Origin of the sequence: Enterobacter sp. HSTU-ASh6, assembly GCF_026319105.1 — a bacterium.
Taxonomy (GTDB): Bacteria; Pseudomonadota; Gammaproteobacteria; order Enterobacterales; family Enterobacteriaceae; genus Enterobacter; species Enterobacter sichuanensis.
In genome coordinates, this window is sequence record NZ_WSPD01000023.1 from 1 (window position 1) to 17,633 (window position 17,633).

Sequence of the window (17,633 nt, forward strand, 5' to 3'; positions counted from 1 at the left end):
TGCGATGGTGCGGGACAATAAAAAATGGGTGGCAGGTTAGTCGTCAGCCGTTGACTTTAAACACAGCTGCTCACCCCGGCCCTCTCCCACAGGGAGAGGGAGGGAAAATACCTACTTAAACAATGTATTCAATCTGTCTAACACCAGCATCGCGCTGTAATAATCCAGACGGAACGTCTCCGTTCCCAGCGCCCAGACGCGCTTGTTCTTCACCGCTGGCAGATGCGCCAGCAGCGGGTTGGCGTAAATCGCCTCCACGTCTTTCTCGTCGCCGGCAAACACAAACAGCCCTTCGCCGTTGAGGCCCGTCGCCAGGCTTTCACCCCCTAACTGAATAATGTCGTGGCGTTTGCCCTGGCTTTTTGAGGTATGCAGCCCGGCAGGCAGGTCTGCCAGCGTAAAGCCCAGCTGGTGCAAAAGCTTGCCCTGGGCCGATTCCGCGGTCCACAAATTGGCGCTGTGCGCGGCGGCGGTGTAGACGATGGCGTTCACCGGCTGCGGCGGCAGTGTCATCTGCTGCTTCACCTGCGCAAGTTGTTTATCAAATGCGGCAATGCGCCCAGCGGCCTGCTTTTCCTGACCCGTAATAGTACCGAGCTGCGTCAGCAGTTCCTGCCAGCTTTTGTCGTCGTAGTTGATGACAAGCGTCGGGGCGATGGCGGAGAGCTGGTCGTACAGCGCCAGGGCGGAATCCCCGCCGGTGGCGCTGATCAAAATCAGGTCCGGCATCTGGGCTGCCACCGCTTCGGCGCTCGGCTCACCGATATACAACCGCGCGACCTTACGCTGTTTCGCAATATCACCCCACTGGCGCAGGAAACCCTGCGCGTCCGCCACGCGGTTGTTCGGTGCGGTTGCGCCGCTCGCGACAACCGGGGCGTCAATCGCCAGCAGGGAGCCGGTTAAGGTCACGCTGGTGGAGACAATGCGCGTCGGCTTGCTCTCCAGGGTATGCACGCCGCGGCTGTCGGTCACCTGGCGGGGCCAGTCGGCGGCGATGGCTGAGGTAAGTCCTAAAACAAAAAGTCCCAATAAAAGCAGGGGAGTACGGCAAACGGCAGGGTATTTCACAGCTTGGTATCCTGTTTTTGTTGAAGATAATGCTTCTCATTTTCAAGGCTGCCGCGCAGGGATGCAAGCTTTTGTCGCACACGTTATTTGCCGAACGGTTGACAGCGAAGCGATGTGGGATTAGGTTAGCCGACGAAAATATAAATGATAATCATTATTGCTTCTTTTATCATTTTGAGGAGGATGATATGGATACGTCCCTGGCTGAGGAAGTTCAGCACACCGCAAGCACGCTGCAATCAGACCGCTTTTTCTTTATGTCGCCTTACCGCAGCTTTACCACGTCAGGCTGCTTTTCCCGCTTCAATGAGCCCGCCGTCGGCGGCGACGATCCGACGGGTCATTTCCAGCAAAAATTAACCCAGGCCTTCCGGAATGCCAAAGCCAGCGGTATCGCTCACCCGGTGATGGTTGGGGCGATCCCGTTCGATACCCGCAAGCCCTCATCGCTGTTTATTCCGCAGCACTGGCAGACCTTTTCCCGTCCTGCTCGTCAGCAGTCCGCGCGCTATTTTTCCGGCTCGCAGACGCTGAAGGTGGAACAACGCACCGAGATCCCGCCGCAGCCCGTGTTTGAAGAGATGGTCGCCCGCGCCGCGTCGCTCACCGCCACGCCGCAGGTGAACAAAGTGGTGCTGTCGCGCCTGATTGATATCGCGACCGACAAGCCGATGGACAGCGGCGCCCTGATGGAGCGTCTTATCGCCCAGAACCCGGCGAGCTTTAACTTCCATGTACCGCTGGAAGACGGCGGGGTGCTGCTCGGGGCAAGCCCGGAGCTGCTGCTGCGCAAAGAGGGCGCGCACTTTAGTTCGCTGCCGCTGGCAGGCTCGGCGCGCCGTCAGCCGGACGATGTGCTGGATCGTGAAGCGGGCAATAAGCTGCTGGCCTCCGAAAAAGACCGCCACGAGCACGACCTCGTGACCCAGGCGATGAAAGCCATTCTCGCGCCCCGGAGCCATCACCTCAGCATGCCTGACTCTCCGCAGCTGATCACCACGCCGACGCTGTGGCACCTGGCGACGCCCGTGGAAGGCGAGGCGCGCGAAAACGAGAACGCCCTGACCCTGGCCTGCCTGCTGCACCCGACGCCAGCCCTGAGCGGTTTCCCGCATCAGGCGGCAAAAGCGCTGATTGCCGAGCTGGAGCCGTTCGACCGCGAGCTGTTCGGCGGCATCGTTGGCTGGTGCGACAGTGAAGGCAACGGCGAGTGGGTGGTGACCATCCGCTGCGCGCGGCTGCATAAAAATCGCGTTCGCCTGTTTGCCGGTGCGGGCATTGTGCCTGCCTCCTCCCCGGTGGGCGAGTGGCGTGAAACCGGTGTGAAGCTCTCCACCATGCTCAACGTTTTTGGTTTGCACTAAGGAAGACTGATGACCATTCCCTTTACCCGCTGGCCTGAGGCGTTCGCCCGGCGCTACCGAGAAAAAGGCTACTGGCAGGATCTGCCGATAACCCACATCCTGACCGATCGCGCGGACAGCGATGCGGTGGCGATTATCGACGGCGATCGTCGCGTGACCTACCGCGCGTTTAATCAGGCCGTGAACAACCTGGCCTCAGCGCTTCAGACGCGCGGGTTGCAGCGCGGCGAGACGGCGCTGGTGCAGCTTGGCAACGTGGCCGAGTTCTATATTACTTTCTTCGCGCTGCTGCAAATTGGCGTCGCGCCGGTTAACGCGCTCTTTAGCCACCAGCGCAGCGAGCTGAATGCCTACGCCGTGCAAATCAAACCCGCCGTGCTGATTGCCGACCGCGACCATGCGCTGTTCGCAGGCGATGATTTCCTCAATGCTTTCGTGGATGAGCACCGTTCGGTACGCGTCGTCCTGCTGCGCGGTGACAGGGGCGAGCATGCGCTGGAGGCGGCGATCTCCCGCCCGGCGGATAATTTTATTGCCAATCCTACGCCCGCCGATGAAGTGGCCTTCTTCCAGCTTTCCGGCGGCAGCACCGGCACGCCCAAGCTCATCCCGCGCACGCACAACGATTACGACTACAGCATCCGCCGCAGCAACGAAATTTGCGGCATTACCGCCGACACTCGCTACCTCAACGCGCTGCCTGCGGCGCATAACTACGCCATGAGCTCGCCAGGATCGTTAGGGGTCTTTACCGCGGGCGGCTGCGTGGTGCTGGCGAGCGATCCGAGCGCCACGCTCTGCTTCCCGCTGATTGAACAGCATCAGATTACCGTCACCTCGCTGGTTCCTCCGGCGGTCAGCCTGTGGCTACAGGCCATCGCCGACGGGGTGGGCAACGCGCAGTTGACGTCTCTCAAATTGCTGCAGGTGGGCGGTGCGCGTCTTTCCGCCACGCTCGCGGCGCGTATTCCGGCGGAGATGGGCTGCCAGCTGCAGCAGGTGTTCGGCATGGCGGAAGGGCTGGTGAACTACACCGCCCTCGACGACGCGCCGGAGCGCATCATCAACACGCAGGGCCGCCCGATGTGCCCGGATGATGAAGTGTGGGTAGCGGACGAGCACGGCAACCCGCTTCCGCGCGGGGAAGTCGGTCGTCTGATGACGCGCGGGCCCTATACCTTCCGCGGCTATTTTAACAGCCCGGAACACAACGCCAGCGCCTTCGACGCTGAGGGTTTTTACTGCTCGGGCGATCTGATCGCCATCGACGAGCAGGGCTACATCACCGTGCATGGGCGTGAGAAAGATCAGATCAACCGCGGCGGCGAGAAGATCGCCGCCGAAGAGATCGAGAACCTGTTGCTGCGCCACGAGGCGGTGATCCACGCCGCGCTGGTGAGCATGGAGGACAGCCTGCTTGGCGAGAAGAGCTGTGCGTATCTGGTGGTGAAACAGCCCCTGCGCGCGGTCGAGGTGCGTCGCTTCCTGCGCGAGCAGGGCGTTGCCGAATTCAAGCTGCCGGACCGCGTGGAGAGCGTGGAGGCGCTCCCGCTGACGCCGGTCGGCAAAGTCGATAAGAAACAGTTGCGCCTGTGGCTGGCTGAACGCGCCCGGGGCTGAGGAACAGAGTATGACTATCCCAAAATTAACCGCTTACGCGCTGCCAACTGCCGCAGAGCTGCCAACCAGTAAAGTGAACTGGGCCTTTGAGCCTGAGCGTGCAGCGCTGTTGATCCACGATATGCAGGAATACTTCCTTAACTTCTGGGGCGAAAACAGCGCGATGATGCAGCAGGTGGTGGCGAACATCGCTAAACTTCGCGCGTACTGCAAAGCGCATCATATTCCGGTGTACTACACCGCCCAGCCGAAAGAGCAGAGCGATGAAGACCGCGCGCTGCTCAACGACATGTGGGGGCCGGGCCTGACCCGCTCGCCGGAGCAGCAGCGTATCGTCTCTCAGCTAGCGCCGGACGAAGCGGACACCGTGCTGGTGAAGTGGCGCTACAGCGCGTTTCACCGCTCGCCGCTGGAGCAGATGCTGAAAGAGACGGGCCGCAACCAGTTGCTGATTACCGGTGTGTACGCCCACATCGGCTGCATGACCACCGCCACCGATGCCTTTATGCGCGACATCAAACCGTTCTTTATTGCCGACGCGCTGGCGGATTTCACCCGCGATGAGCATCTGATGTCGCTGAACTACGTGGCCGGGCGCTCTGGCCGCGTGGTAATGACCGACGAGCTGCTGCCGTCGGTTCCGGCCTCAAAAGCCGCGCTGCGTGAGCTGATCCTGCCGCTGCTGGACGAGTCCGACGAGCCGATGGATGACGAAAACCTGATCGACTACGGTCTGGATTCAGTGCGCATGATGGCGCTGGCCGCCCGCTGGCGTAAAGTGCACGGCGACATTGATTTCGTGATGCTGGCCAAAAATCCTACTCTCGACGCCTGGTGGGCGCTGCTCTCCCGCGAGGTGCAGTAATGGGATTTGACTTCACCGGTAAAACCGTCTGGGTGACGGGGGCGGGTAAAGGCATTGGCTATGCGACGGCGCTGGCGTTCGCTGAGGCGGGCGCACAGGTAACCGGGTTCGACCTGGCATTTCCGCTGGGCGATTATCCTTTTGCGACCGAAGCGCTGGACGTGGCGAATTATGCGCAGGTCAGCGAGGTGTGCGGTCGTTTGCTCACTACCGTTGAACGTCTGGACGTACTGGTTAACGCAGCCGGTATTCTGCGGATGGGGGCAACCGACCAGCTCTCGCAGGCGGACTGGCAGCAGACCTTCGCAGTCAACGTTGGCGGCGCGTTTAACCTGTTCCAGCAGACGATGGGCCAGTTTCGCCGTCAGCAGGGCGGGGCGATTGTGACGGTGGCTTCGGATGCGGCGCATACCCCGCGCATTGGCATGAGCGCCTACGGCGCCTCGAAAGCGGCGCTGAAAAGCCTGGCATTGACCGTCGGGCTGGAGCTGGCGGCCAGCGGCGTGCGCTGCAACCTGGTGTCGCCGGGTTCAACGGACACCGATATGCAGCGCACGCTGTGGAAAAGCGACGATGCAGAGCAGCAGCGCATTCGCGGCTTTGGCGAGCAGTTTAAGCTCGGCATTCCGCTCGGCAAAATCGCCCGTCCGCAGGAGATTGCGAGTACGGTGCTGTTCCTCGCCTCTGATGCCGCCAGCCATATCACCCTGCAGGATATTGTGGTGGACGGTGGCTCCACGCTGGGGGCGTAATGATCTGGAAACGTCATTTATCCCTCGATGAACTGAACGCGACCAGCATGAACACCCTGGTGGCGCATCTTGGCATCGTCTATACCCGCCTCGGTGACGACACGCTGGAAGCGGAGATGCCGGTGGACGCAAGAACCCACCAGCCATTTGGTCTGCTGCACGGCGGAGCCTCGGCGGCGCTGGCGGAAACGCTCGGCTCGATGGCCGGGTTTCTGATGACCCGGGACGGGCAGAGCGTGGTGGGAACGGAACTGAACGCCACCCATCATCGCGCGGTGTCGCACGGTAAGGTGCGCGGGGTGTGTCAGCCGCTGCATCTGGGGCGTTCCAGCCAGAGCTGGGAAATTGTGGTCTTCGACGAGCAGGGACGGCGGTGCTGTAGCTGCCGGTTGAGTACGATGGTGCTGGGTTAGTGTTGTGCGGCCTGTTGCCCTCACCCCAGCCCTCTCCCTCCAGGGAGAGGGGGTTGTCTGTGCAGGCATTATTTTGTGGGGATCCCTCAGCCCACAGGGAGAGGGGACAGTGTCGTGCAAAATTAGAGCATTGAAACGACGCGCTTAAGTAACCGAATTCTCGGCGCTATGGACGCTTTATCCAGCCACTCCGCGGGGCTGTGGAACCCGGCGCCAACGGGCCCGAAGCCGTCAAGCGTCGGGATGCCGAGCGCCGCGGTGTGGTTGGCATCGCTGCCGCCGCCAACTGCCTGCCAGGTAATGGCGATACCTTCCGCTTTCCCCGCCGCTTCAACCTGATGCATCAGCGCCTGCGTGGCAACGCTTGCTGCCATCGCCGGTTTGTGGTTAACCCGCGTCAGCGTGGTGGTCACACCGTCTAAAAAGCCTTTTTCACATAACGTCTCCAGCGCCTGATTTACCCGGTCATACTCATCGTTTTCCCAGAAGCGAACGTCCAGTTCGGCTACAGCGCTGTCCGCGACCACGTTCGCCGCGCTGCCGCCCTGTATCACCCCAACGTTCAGCGTGGTGCCGCGATCCCAGTCCGTCAGGGCATTAATGGCGATAACGCTGTTCGCCAGGGCGGTGATTGCCGAGCGGCCCTTTTCCGGGTCGTTACCCGCATGCGCCGCCACGCCGCTAAAGGTGAGGTGATAGCCCGCCATGCCTTTCCGCGCTTTCACCAGCGAGCCGTCGGCGCGGGCGGCTTCGCAGACGAGCACGCAGCGGGAGCGTTTTGCCAGCGCGCCAATCCATTCGTGGGAATAGACGGAACCCGTCTCTTCGTCCGGGTTCATCGCCACGGCTATCGCCAGACGTTCTTTGTCAGCGGTGTCCAGTTCGCGCATTGCCCATAAAATATTCAGCAGTCCGCTCTTCATATCCGAGACGCCGGGGCCGTACAGGCGAGTATCGTCCTCGCTCAGCGGGCGCCCGGCCACGGTGCCAGCGGGAAATACGGTGTCCAGATGGCCCACCAGCAGCACGTCAAACTGTTGTGCCTGCGGCTTGTTGCTGACGAAAACGCCGGGACCCACCTTGTCGCCCAGGTTCACCTGTTCGGTATGCCAGCCCTCGCGCTGCCAGAGCTGCTGCATAATGGCTGCCACGGTCGCGACGCCTGCAATCGTCTGGGTTCCACAGTCTACGTTCACCAGGCTTTTCAGTTCTTCGATGTAATGGTCAAGATTCATGTTCACGTCCTGTTCAGAGAATAATGCGCATCAGCAGCATGGCTAAGAATGCGTTGACTACCGAGATGGCGATCATCAGCGGAATGCGTCTGGCGCGGGTGCCGATCACCCCCAGAATGCGGCCCAGGTACTGCACCTGCGAGCCCATCAGGTAGATGGCAGGCGCCAGAATCGCCAGGTGCTCGCCGGTGAGAATGCCCTTATCAAACAGGCCAATGGCGACGCCTATCCCACCGCCCATCGACATCCAGCCGCCAATCAGCACGGCGGCGGCTTCGCCCGGCAGGCCAAACAGCCCCATCAGCGGGGCGAAGAGCATCCCCAGTCCTTTTAGCGCCCCGGTGATCTCCAGCGCTTTGATGATGATAAACGCCATTACCACGTTGGGCAGGGTGCTGCTGGTGGCAATGCTCCAGCCTTTGCGTGCCCCCTCGACGAAGACATCAGTGATAACCGGGTTGGATTGTGGAGCACTCATGCGGCGTCTCCTTTAGCGGTGAAAGAGAGGAGCAAACGCAGCAGATTTGCCCCCACGATTTTCATGATGAACATCACAGCGATGCAGGCGCCGATGGAGGTGGGAACGGCAGCCGTGCCGTCGACGGCCACCAGCGTAAAGAGGATGGCGCCGGAGGAGAAAAAGTTGGTGATCATCGCCCCGGCGGAAAACTGGAACATGGCGAAGACATCTTTCTCTTTTTCGCTGATTTGCCCTTCATCAGACAGGTTTCGGGTGAGGGACGCGCCCACGTCGGTGCTTTGCAGGCTGCCTATCAGCGCCAGCCCGGTGGTGCCGGGAATGCCCAGCAGGGGGCGCAGCAGCGGGGTTAAGAGCTTGCGGGCGGCACGCAGGGCGCCGTAGTGCTCCAGCACGTTGATCATCCCAAGCGCAAACATCACGGCCGGAATGAGACCGAGCGCGAAGAGAAAGCCGTCCATCGCACCGCTGCCGCCTGTGCCGCGAAAGGCGCTGCTGGCCGTCGTCAGAGTGCCATCCTCCAGGCTGGCTTTACTGACCACTTTGCCAAACGCACCGTTCAGGGTGGTGAAATCAAACACGCCGTACCACTCTTTTCCGCCCAACAGGCCAGAGAAGAAGACGGCTGCAAACGCCAGGGCGAAGTACGCGCCGGGCCCGACCTTACTATCCTGAGGTACTGAACTGTTCATATCCTTTTCCTTGTATGCACGCCATTGCGCAGGGTCATTCTGGCGGGGTTTCGGGCAAAAAAAATGATACAAATCATCCCGTAAGGCCGGGGCGGGACGAAAAAGGCAAAAGTGTGACCGGTGACGGTACGAAAGTGATCGGCTTAACAATGTGGTGTAAATGTCTGGTTTGACCACGCATTATTGCGTTTCAAAGTTGTTAAATTTTCGCTGTTGTTCTAGAAACAAAATGTAACATCTCACTGTTTCACAACAACGGATCACCATTATGAACAACTCAGGGAAACACCTTTTATGGGCAGGGCTCTCCGTTGTGGGAGCCTTTGCCCTGGGTTATATCGCCCTCAACCGGGGGGAACAGATCAACGCGCTGTGGATCGTCGTTGCCTCCGTCTGCATTTACCTGATCGCGTACCGTTTTTATGGTCGCTATATCGCGAAGAACGTTTTAGCGGTTGACGCCACGCGCATGACCCCCGCCGTTCGCCATAACGACGGGCTGGACTACGTTCCGACGGACAAGAAAGTGCTGTTCGGTCACCATTTTGCGGCGATTGCCGGAGCGGGCCCGCTGGTGGGGCCGGTGCTGGCGGCGCAGATGGGCTATTTGCCGGGGATGATCTGGATCCTCGCCGGCGTGGTGCTGGCGGGGGCAGTGCAGGACTTTATGGTGCTGTTCGTCTCCACCCGTCGCGACGGCCGTTCACTGGGCGAGCTGGTGAAAGAGGAGATGGGGGCCACCGCCGGGGTGATTGCACTGGTGGCGACCTTTATGATCATGGTGATCATCCTTGCGGTGCTGGCGATGATCGTGGTGAAAGCGCTGACCCACAGCCCGTGGGGGACCTACACCGTCGCGTTCACCATTCCACTGGCCATTTTTATGGGGATCTACATTCGTTACCTGCGTCCGGGACGCATTGGTGAGGTGTCGGTCATTGGTCTGGTGCTGCTGGTGTTCGCCATTATCTCTGGCGGCTGGGTCGCGGAAAGCCCGACCTGGGCACCGTTCTTTGACTTTACCGGCGTACAGCTCACCTGGATGCTGGTGGGCTACGGCTTTGTGGCGGCGGTGCTGCCGGTGTGGCTCCTGCTGGCCCCGCGCGATTACCTCTCCACCTTCCTGAAAATCGGTACCATCGTCGGGCTGGCGATTGGCATTCTGATTATGCGCCCGACCCTGACCATGCCTGCGCTGACCAAATTCATCGACGGCACCGGCCCGGTCTGGACCGGCAACCTGTTCCCGTTCCTGTTTATCACCATCGCCTGCGGTGCGGTGTCGGGCTTCCACGCGCTGATTGCTTCCGGCACCACGCCGAAGATGCTGGCGAATGAAAATCAGGCCTGCCTGATTGGCTACGGCGGCATGCTGATGGAATCTTTCGTGGCGATTATGGCGCTGGTCTCCGCCTGCGTTATCGACCCGGGCGTCTACTTTGCGATGAACAGCCCGATGGCGGTTCTGGCGCCGGCGGGCACCGCTGACGTCGTGGCGTCTGCCGCGCAGGTGGTGAGCGGCTGGGGCTTTGCGATTACCCCTGATACGTTGACGACTATCGCCAGTGAAGTGGGCGAGCAGTCGATTATCTCGCGAGCGGGCGGGGCGCCTACGCTTGCGGTCGGTATGGCGTATATCCTCCACGGCGCGCTGGGTGGGCTGATGGACGTGTCATTCTGGTATCACTTCGCCATTCTGTTTGAAGCACTGTTTATCCTGACGGCGGTGGATGCGGGAACCCGTGCGGCGCGCTTTATGCTGCAGGATCTGCTGGGGGTGATCTCCCCGAACCTGAAGCGTACTGAGTCGCTACCGGCGAACCTGCTGGCGACGGCCCTGTGCGTGCTGGCGTGGGGCTACTTCCTGCATCAGGGCGTGGTCGACCCGCTGGGTGGGATTAACACCCTGTGGCCGCTGTTCGGGATTGCCAACCAGATGCTGGCAGGCATGGCGCTGATGCTGTGTGCAGTGGTGCTGTTTAAGATGAAACGTCAGCGTTATGCATGGGTGGCGCTGGTACCAACGGCCTGGCTGCTGATTTGTACCCTGACGGCAGGCTGGCAGAAAGCCTTCAGTCCGGACAATAAAGTGGGCTTCCTGGCGATTGCCAACAAGTTCCAGGCGATGATCGACAGCGGTAAGATCCCGGCGCAGTACACGGAATCACAGCTGTCGCAGCTGGTGTTTAACAACCGTCTGGATGCCGGGCTGACCATCTTCTTTATGGTGGTGGTCGTGGTGCTGGCGTTGTATTCTCTGAAGACCGCGCTGGCGGCGCTGAAAGAAGACAAGCCGACGGCGAAAGAGACACCGTATGAGCCAATGCCTGAAAACCTGGAAACGATTGTCACCCAGGCGAAAGGGGCGCATTAACCTTTGTGCCGGGTGGCGGCTTCGCCTTACCCGGCCTACTTTTCCTGTGAGATGAGAATTATGTTCGACACCCTTTCCAAAGCAGGTAAGTACCTGGGCCAGGCCGCCAAAATGATGATCGGCGTACCGGATTACGACAACTACGTCGAGCATATGCGGGTCAACCATCCGGACCAGACGCCAATGACCTACGAAGCATTTTTCCGCGATCGCCAGGACGCCCGCTACGGCGGCAAGGGCGGGGCGAAGTGCTGTTAACCCTCTTTCGGTAAATAGAGGCTGATCTGTTCCTGCTGACAGCCATAAAGTGCCGCGAGTTTTTCGCGGGTACGCTTTTGCGGGCGCGAGTCCAGCGCTTCCAGCTGTGACACGGCGGACTGGCTGATACCCAGTTTCTCTGCCACCTCCTGCTGGGACATGCCGCGCAGGATGCGCCATGCGGCCTGCAGGCTGACGTTTTCTTTATGCATCACGTCGCATACTTCGCCAGGTAAGCCTACGTTATCGTAGATATCTGATTCATAGGGAATGTCTTCCCAATCGTTCTCATCCTCGTCGTCGTACTCCAGCAGGGCCAGGCGCATACGAAAGTAGTCACTGTAAGGAATGACGACATACTGGTTTTTTCCTTCTTCATCCTTGATGTACTGAATAGTCATATTCGGCATGCTCCTCATGAAGGTAGGTGGTGGTAGTTCGGCGTTTAACCGCCACTACGTAGCAGGTATCGCCTGGCGGCTCCCCAAAGGTGTAGATGACTCTGTAATCACCTAAACGCAGCCTGTAGTGGTTTTCAGGAGAGGATAATTTTTTGATATCCGAGACAGGGGATGTTTTATCATCCATTTTCTCCAGCCTGGATTTAATACGGTTCTGATACCGATTATCGATTTTAGAAAATTGCTTCTCTGCCGTTTTTGACCAGACAATCTTCATCCGTACCTCCACTGTACGCCCACACAAAATATAAGGAAATAATAAGACTATTAGATAAATTCCGAATTTCTTATGGGGTACTGTAGAGCGGAGAATAAACGCCGGTAAGAGGCAAAACACATTCCCTCGAGGCGGCTTCAAAACGCCTCTGCCTGGCGACAGAGGCTTGCAGAGAATGTGCGATCAGGCGTTCAGACCGCCGTCCACGTCCAGCCCTGTGCCGGAGATCTGCCCGGCGGCCGGGCTGGCAAGGAAGGTGACCGCTGCGGCGATGTCCTCCGGCTGGCCGTAGTGACCGACGGCAATCATCTGGCGCTGCGCTTCCGCCTGCTCTCCGTCCTCCGGGTTCATGTCACTGTTGGTAGGGCCAGGATGGACCAGGTTAACGGTGATGCCGCGCGGGCCTAAATCGCGCGCCAGACCGCGGGTAAGAGAGTTGAGGGCTGACTTCGTCATTGAGTAAACGGCAATGCCCGGCATGGCCACGCGGTTAGCCAGACAGCTGCCGATGTTAATGATGCGCCCACCGTCAGACATATGCACCAGAGCCTCCTGAATGGCGATGACCACTCCACGAATATTGACGTTGATCAGGGCGTCAATGTCCGCCAGCGTCATGGACTCCAGCGGGCCGCCGCGCGCAATCCCGGCGTTGTTGACCAGAATGTCCAGCCCGCCGAGGGCGCGCGCCGCATGGGTGACGGCATCCTGAATGGCCTGCGCACTGGCGCTGTCGGCCTGCACCGCTTCACCGTGCCGCCCAAGCGCCTTAATTTCATCGGCAACCGCCTGGGCTTTATCGGCAGATTTTTCATACGTAATAACCACGTCGGCACCGGCGCGCGCCAGCGACAGCGCGATAGCGCGACCCAACCCACGGCTGGCGCCGGTAACCAGCGCCTTCTTACCTGTTAAATCGATCTGCATGATGACCTCGTTGCGAGAATGGTGAGAATCATCATTAGGTATAGTCCCTCGGGGCAATTAACGGCTGAAGTATTCCACCTTCTCAAACGCCGCGCGCAGAACCTCAGGCGTTAACGTCACCGGCAGATAATGAATTGACTCTACCGGGCGCAGGGTATGAGCAATGACCTTATCCAGTTCCTCGTAGTTATGGATATCGACCTCCAGCGCGCGAAGCGTGGTCGGCAGGTTGAAACGCTGATACGCCGAGATAAGCTGTGCCAGCACGTCCTCCTGGCCGAGCAGAGCGCTTTGCACCAGGATGCCGTAGGCCACCTTGGTACCGTGCAGGTATTTTTCCGTTTGCGGCAGTACGGTTAAGCCATTATGCACTGCATGCGCCGCCGCCACGCGGGTATAGCGCTCGCCCAGGCCGCCGACCATCCCGCCACCGGCAATAACGGCATCTACCACGTCCCTGAATGCCTGGGTTTGTTCGCCGCGCTGCTGGTCAGCCAGCGCTTCCTCGCTGTGCGCCAGCAGCACGTCGCGGATCGCCAGCGCGCCGTTAATACCCAGACGCACGGTCAGCGGCAGGTTTTCAGGCTGAGGCGCCAGCACCACCGCTTCATACCACTTCGCCAGCGTATCGCCAATTCCCGCCAGCAGGTACTCCGCCGGGGCGTTGAGAATGATTTGCGGCTCGACCAGCACCAGGAAGTTGGCGTCGTCGAAAATCTCAAACTGCAGCGCCTGACCGGCGTCGTTGTACCAGACGGAAAGTGGCGTCCATGCCGCACAGGTGGCGGCGATGGTCGGAATTGCCACTACCGGGATACCCAGACGGCGAGCCACCGCTTTGGCGGTATCGAGCAGCGCACCGCCGCCAACGCCAATCACCACGCTCGCCTCGCTGCCGGCTTCATGCACCAGGTGGGTGACGTCACGCTCGCTGCAGTGGCCTTTAAACAGCAGGTGTTTCGCCCCCGGCGCGTTAAAACTCTCCGGCAGGAAAGGGCGCGCGCCTTCGATGGCGCGCTCGCCGTAAATCCACACCGCGCGGGAAAGCTGTTCCGGGGTAAAGAAGTCATTCAGACGCGCAAGGCTTCCGGAATGGGAAAAGTAGTTCGCCGGGCCAGGTACGACGCGGATATCGGTGGTGCTCATGAAGGTGTCCTTTTTTAGCAAGCGCTAACCCGATGTTATGTCTGGACATCCGGATGGCTAATAATATTTCGCTTTAACTTATGCCTTTTCCGTCGTTGTCAGTCAACCGGAGCTGTGAAAAATTCGCTAAATCAGAAGAGTAATGAAGGATTTACGCGGATGGTTTCCAGTCGCCTTGAGATGCGCGGTATCAGCCTGGCCTTTTCCGGCTTTCAGGCCCTGTCGCGCGTGAATTTCACCCTAACCGGCGGATCGGTGCATGCCCTGACCGGCGCCAATGGCGCGGGGAAATCAACGCTGATGGCGGTGCTGTGCGGAACGCACGAACGTTATGAAGGTGAGATCTGCATTAATAACCAGCCGGTGACGATCCGCGAGCCGCTGGACGCCAAACGGCTGGGGATCCATCTGGTACAGCAGGAAGTGGATGTGGCGTTGATCCCGGGATTAACCATTGCCGAGAACATCATGCTCGATACGCTGGCGCAGCCGGGACATCGCTTCAGCTGGCGTACGCTGCGCCAGCAGGCGAGACAGGCCCTGGCGCAGCTGGACGTCTCTCTTGACGTACGCCGCGTTATCGACAGCTGTTCGCTTGCCGAAAAACAGCAGATTTTGCTGGCGCGGGCGTTGTCCCATCACTGCCGTTTTTTAATTCTCGATGAGCCCACCGCGCCGCTGGACGCCCACGAAAGCGAGCGCCTGTTTGCTGTGGTCAGACGTTTACAGCAGCAGGGCATCGGCGTGGTGTTTATCTCGCACCGCATTCACGAGCTGAAAGCCATTTGCGACACCCTGACGGTGCTGCGCGACGGCAAGCTGATTGAGTCCGGTCCAATGGCGGATCTCAGCGGCGAGGCGATTGTCGAGAAGATGCTTGGCCACGTGCTGAGCGATATCTACCCGCCCGCTCGCCCTGCGCACGGCGACGAAACGCTGCTACGCGTGGAGGGGCTGCACGACGACGCGCTGCTGAAAGATATCTCCCTGCACCTGCGCAAAGGCGAAATTCTCGGCATAGCCGGGCTGGCGGGCGCAGGTAAAACCGAACTCTGCAAAGCGTTGTTTGGTGCCAGCAAAAGCCGCGTGGCGCGCGGTGAACTGAATCATCAGCCCTGGAAACCGCGCGACCCGGCGGATTCGGTGCTGCGCGGCCTGGCGCTGGTGCCGGAGGAGCGGCGCAAAGAAGGCATTTTTATCGACGAGCCGGTGAGCATGAATCTGGCGGTGACGGCGGATAACAGCTTCTCGCGCTGGAGCCTGTTCGGCCATCGTCAGGCGTGGCGCTGGGCGGAAGAGGTTATCGCCCGCGTCGGCGTGCGAGCGCGCGGGCCGGGGCAGGTGCTGCGCCGTCTGTCCGGCGGTAACCAGCAAAAGGTTGCCATCGGCAAATGGCTGCGCAATGACGCCAGCGTACTGATATTCGACGAGCCGACCAAAGGCGTGGATGTGAAGGCCAAAACCGACCTGTTCCAGCTGATTGACGGCCTGGCGCGCGAGGGCAAAGGGGTCATTTACGCCTCCGGCGAGTTTGCCGAGCTGGTGGGGCTGTGCGACCGCATCTGTGTGCTGTGGGACGGACGTATCGTGGCGGAAGTCGCCGGGGCCGAGGCCCGTGAAGAAACCCTGCTTTATTATTCAACCGGAGGAACGGCGTCGTGAGTAAGGCCCTTTCAGTGAACGCGGCGGCGTCTGGCCGTCAGCAGATTTTCGATTTTCTCTATAAGTGGGGCATGTTGCTGACCGTCGTCGCGCTGGTGGCCGTTTTTGGCCTGGCGTCGGACAGCTTCCTCGACCCGAATAACATCATCAATATTCTGCGTTCGATTGCCATCGTGACGGTGATTGCCATTGGCGTGTCGATTTCGCTGACCATTGGCGGGTTCGATCTCTCCGTGGGATCTACCGCGTCGCTGGCGAACGCGCTGGTGATTTCACTCTTCGTCTGGCACGGCTTCGGCACCACCGAGTCGATTCTGATTACCCTCGCGCTCTGCACGCTGGTGGGGCTGTTTAACGCCTTTCTGATCGTCATCCTGCGTATTCCGGATATGCTCGCGACGCTTGCCAGCCTGTTTGTGATCCAGGGCGTGGCGATGACTTACAGCTACGGCGGGTCGATTACCGAGAACATGGTGCTGCCGAGCGGTGACATGGCGGAAGGGACCATTCCGGCGGCGTTCAGCCTGTTGGGGCAGGTGCCAACCATCGTGATCATCATGCTGGCGGTGACCATTCTGGCGCAGCTGGGCCTGTCATTGACCACCCACGGTCGTCGGATGTACGCCATCGGCGGTAACCCGGAAGCGGCTCGCCTTTCCGGCATCCGCACTACCCGTTACAAGGTCGCGGCCTACGTGATTGCCTCTCTGCTGGCGGGCCTGGGGGGGATTTTGCTGGCCTCGCGCATCGGTTCGTCGCAGGTCAATGCGGGCGGCGGCTACCTGATGGATGCGGTGGCGGCGGCGTGGATCGGCTTCTCGCTGGCCGGCTCCGGCAAGCCGAACGCGCTGGGAACCCTGGTCGGGGCGATCATTCTTGGCGTGCTGTCAAACGGGCTGGTGATGCTCTCGGTGCCGTATTACGCCATGGACATTATAAAAGGGCTGGTGCTCGCGGTAGCGCTGGCGATTACCTACATACAAAAACGCTGACAACACAACGGGATAAAAAATGAAAAAGATTGCACGCTCTTTGGTGGCATTAGGGTTATTCGCTGCTCTGCCTGGCTTTGCGGCCACGCCGGCACCGCTTCCACCAGCCATTGCTAACCACGACGGCCCGATCCGCATCGCGGTGATCCGTAACCTCGGTTCAGACGACAACACCACGCAGTTTATTGCCGGGGCGATTCAGGAAGGTAAGAAGCTCGGCTTTAAGGTCAGCACCTTTTTAAGCAACGGGGACGATGCCAAATTCCAGGACTTCGTTAACCAGGCCATCAGCCAGAAATATGACGGGATTATTCTCTCCCAGGGGCGCGATCCGTATGCGACTGCGCTGGTGAAGAAAGCGGTGGATGCCGGGATCAAAGTCGCGGTATTTGATACTGCGGTGAACGGCGAGATCCCGGGCGTGACCGTTACCCAGCAGGACGATGCCTCCCTGACCAATCTCTCCTTCGGCCAGCTGGCGAAAGATTTCAACGGCAAAGCCAATATCGTCAAGCTGTGGGTGGCGGGTTTCCCGCCGATGGAGCGTCGTCAGGCGGCCTATAAAGCGCTGCAAAAGCAGTATCCGGAGATCAAAGAGCTGGAGTCTATCGGCGCGGTCTCGTCTGACGTGCAGGGTGACACCGCCAACAAGGTGGGCGCGATCCTGGCGAAATACCCGAAAGGTAAAATCGACGCCATCTGGGGCACCTGGGACGCCTTCAGCCAGGGCGCCTATAAGGCGCTGAAAGAGAACGGCCGCACCGAGATCAAGCTCTACAGCATCGACATCTCCAACCAGGATCTGCAGCTGATGCGCGAGCCGGGCAGCCCGTGGAAGGTGAGCGTGGCGGTGGATCCGAAGCTGATTGGGGCCACCAACGTGCGTCTGGTGGCCAATAAAATTGCCGGTGAACCGACACCGGCCACCTACGATTTTAAAGCCGCGGCCATCCCGCAGGCCCTGCTGACCGCCCAGCCGGGCGCGGTGAACGTAGCGTCGCTGGGGAAAATCATTCCGGGCTGGGGCCAGACGGAAGATTTTATCGCCCCGTGGTTTGCGACGCTGGAAGCGAAAAATAAATAAAACAAGCCGGGTGGCGGCTGCG

At 60.0% G+C, this 17,633-nt stretch carries 18 protein-coding genes; 10 read left to right on the top strand and 8 right to left on the bottom strand.

All coding sequences use genetic code 11. The annotated features are described in order from the left end of the window. Positions 1–111: 111 nt before the first annotated feature. Entirely contained in the window at positions 112–1,071 is a 960-nt protein-coding gene (gene fepB, locus GM298_RS20465; protein ID WP_266155166.1) for a Fe2+-enterobactin ABC transporter substrate-binding protein, read from the bottom strand. A 188-nt stretch (positions 1,072–1,259) separates the two neighbouring features. On the opposite strand from fepB, the gene entC reads away from it, so the two are divergent. From entC to entH, 5 genes are read left to right on the top strand one after another with little or no spacing between them, the layout of a single operon-like run. Further along, complete coding sequence (gene entC, locus GM298_RS20470) at positions 1,260–2,435, top strand: isochorismate synthase EntC (protein WP_095449372.1); 1,176 nt, start codon at positions 1,260–1,262, stop codon at positions 2,433–2,435. 9 nt (positions 2,436–2,444) lie between these two features. Beyond that, positions 2,445–4,055: a (2,3-dihydroxybenzoyl)adenylate synthase EntE gene (gene entE / locus GM298_RS20475; RefSeq protein WP_266155167.1), complete on the top strand. Its 1,611-nt coding sequence runs from the start codon at positions 2,445–2,447 to the stop codon at positions 4,053–4,055. A gap of 10 nt (positions 4,056–4,065) precedes the next feature. Beyond that, entirely contained in the window at positions 4,066–4,920 is an 855-nt protein-coding gene (locus tag GM298_RS20480; RefSeq protein ID WP_095449374.1) for an isochorismatase, read from the top strand. Continuing rightward, on the top strand, positions 4,920–5,672 hold the full coding sequence (entA, locus tag GM298_RS20485) for a 2,3-dihydro-2,3-dihydroxybenzoate dehydrogenase EntA (protein WP_266155168.1): 753 nt from the start codon (positions 4,920–4,922) through the stop codon (positions 5,670–5,672). The genes GM298_RS20480 and entA overlap by 1 nt, the downstream gene beginning before the upstream one ends. Further along, positions 5,672–6,085: a proofreading thioesterase EntH gene (entH, locus tag GM298_RS20490; RefSeq protein WP_025759981.1), complete on the top strand. Its 414-nt coding sequence runs from the start codon at positions 5,672–5,674 to the stop codon at positions 6,083–6,085. Before entA ends, entH begins: the two co-directional genes overlap by 1 nt. Before the next feature lie 122 nt (positions 6,086–6,207). On the opposite strand, the gene GM298_RS20495 is transcribed toward entH, so the two are convergent. The 3 genes from GM298_RS20495 to GM298_RS20505 are packed head-to-tail and all read right to left on the bottom strand — an operon-like array spanning position 6,208 to position 8,490. After that, positions 6,208–7,320 (bottom strand): M20 family metallopeptidase, encoded by a 1,113-nt coding sequence (locus GM298_RS20495; protein WP_266155169.1) that lies wholly within the window; start codon positions 7,318–7,320, stop codon positions 6,208–6,210. Positions 7,321–7,333: 13 nt separating this feature from the next. Continuing rightward, a complete protein-coding gene (locus tag GM298_RS20500; RefSeq protein ID WP_045286221.1) occupies positions 7,334–7,798 on the bottom strand; it encodes a YjiG family protein in 465 nt (154 codons plus the stop codon). Continuing rightward, positions 7,795–8,490 (bottom strand): nucleoside recognition domain-containing protein, encoded by a 696-nt coding sequence (locus GM298_RS20505; protein WP_095449377.1) that lies wholly within the window; start codon positions 8,488–8,490, stop codon positions 7,795–7,797. Before GM298_RS20505 ends, GM298_RS20500 begins: the two co-directional genes overlap by 4 nt. 268 nt (positions 8,491–8,758) lie before the next feature. On the opposite strand from GM298_RS20505, the gene cstA reads away from it, so the two are divergent. Together cstA and GM298_RS20515 are read left to right on the top strand one after the other, a co-directional pair. Next, on the top strand, positions 8,759–10,864 hold the full coding sequence (gene cstA, locus GM298_RS20510) for a pyruvate/proton symporter CstA (protein WP_088244125.1): 2,106 nt from the start codon (positions 8,759–8,761) through the stop codon (positions 10,862–10,864). Positions 10,865–10,924: 60 nt separating this feature from the next. Then, positions 10,925–11,122, top strand: coding sequence for a YbdD/YjiX family protein (locus GM298_RS20515; protein WP_014169079.1), 198 nt, complete (start codon positions 10,925–10,927; stop codon positions 11,120–11,122). Here GM298_RS20515 and GM298_RS20520 read toward each other — a convergent pair. The 4 genes from GM298_RS20520 to GM298_RS20535 all read right to left on the bottom strand — a co-directional run bounded on the left by GM298_RS20520 (position 11,119) and on the right by GM298_RS20535 (position 13,873). Beyond that, complete coding sequence (locus GM298_RS20520) at positions 11,119–11,523, bottom strand: helix-turn-helix domain-containing protein (RefSeq protein WP_095449379.1); 405 nt, start codon at positions 11,521–11,523, stop codon at positions 11,119–11,121. The genes GM298_RS20515 and GM298_RS20520 overlap by 4 nt on opposite strands. Beyond that, positions 11,498–11,800, bottom strand: coding sequence for a type II toxin-antitoxin system RelE family toxin (locus GM298_RS20525; protein WP_095449380.1), 303 nt, complete (start codon positions 11,798–11,800; stop codon positions 11,498–11,500). Before GM298_RS20525 ends, GM298_RS20520 begins: the two co-directional genes overlap by 26 nt. 183 nt (positions 11,801–11,983) lie before the next feature. After that, positions 11,984–12,727: an SDR family NAD(P)-dependent oxidoreductase gene (locus GM298_RS20530; protein WP_045286216.1), complete on the bottom strand. Its 744-nt coding sequence runs from the start codon at positions 12,725–12,727 to the stop codon at positions 11,984–11,986. Between the two features lie 57 nt (positions 12,728–12,784). Next, positions 12,785–13,873: an oxidoreductase gene (locus GM298_RS20535; protein ID WP_266155170.1), complete on the bottom strand. Its 1,089-nt coding sequence runs from the start codon at positions 13,871–13,873 to the stop codon at positions 12,785–12,787. A gap of 159 nt (positions 13,874–14,032) precedes the next feature. Between GM298_RS20535 and GM298_RS20540 the strand changes: the two genes are divergently transcribed. The 3 genes from GM298_RS20540 to GM298_RS20550 are packed head-to-tail and all read left to right on the top strand — an operon-like array spanning position 14,033 to position 17,611. Next, positions 14,033–15,535 carry a sugar ABC transporter ATP-binding protein gene (locus GM298_RS20540; RefSeq protein ID WP_266155171.1) on the top strand — a complete coding sequence of 501 codons (1,503 nt, stop codon included), beginning with the start codon at positions 14,033–14,035 and terminating at the stop codon, positions 15,533–15,535. Then, complete coding sequence (locus GM298_RS20545; RefSeq protein ID WP_045286213.1) at positions 15,532–16,527, top strand: ABC transporter permease; 996 nt, start codon at positions 15,532–15,534, stop codon at positions 16,525–16,527. The genes GM298_RS20540 and GM298_RS20545 overlap by 4 nt, the downstream gene beginning before the upstream one ends. 19 nt (positions 16,528–16,546) lie before the next feature. Further along, positions 16,547–17,611, top strand: a complete 1,065-nt coding sequence (locus GM298_RS20550) for a sugar ABC transporter substrate-binding protein (RefSeq protein WP_047958003.1) — start codon at positions 16,547–16,549, stop codon at positions 17,609–17,611. Positions 17,612–17,633 lie beyond the last annotated feature (22 nt).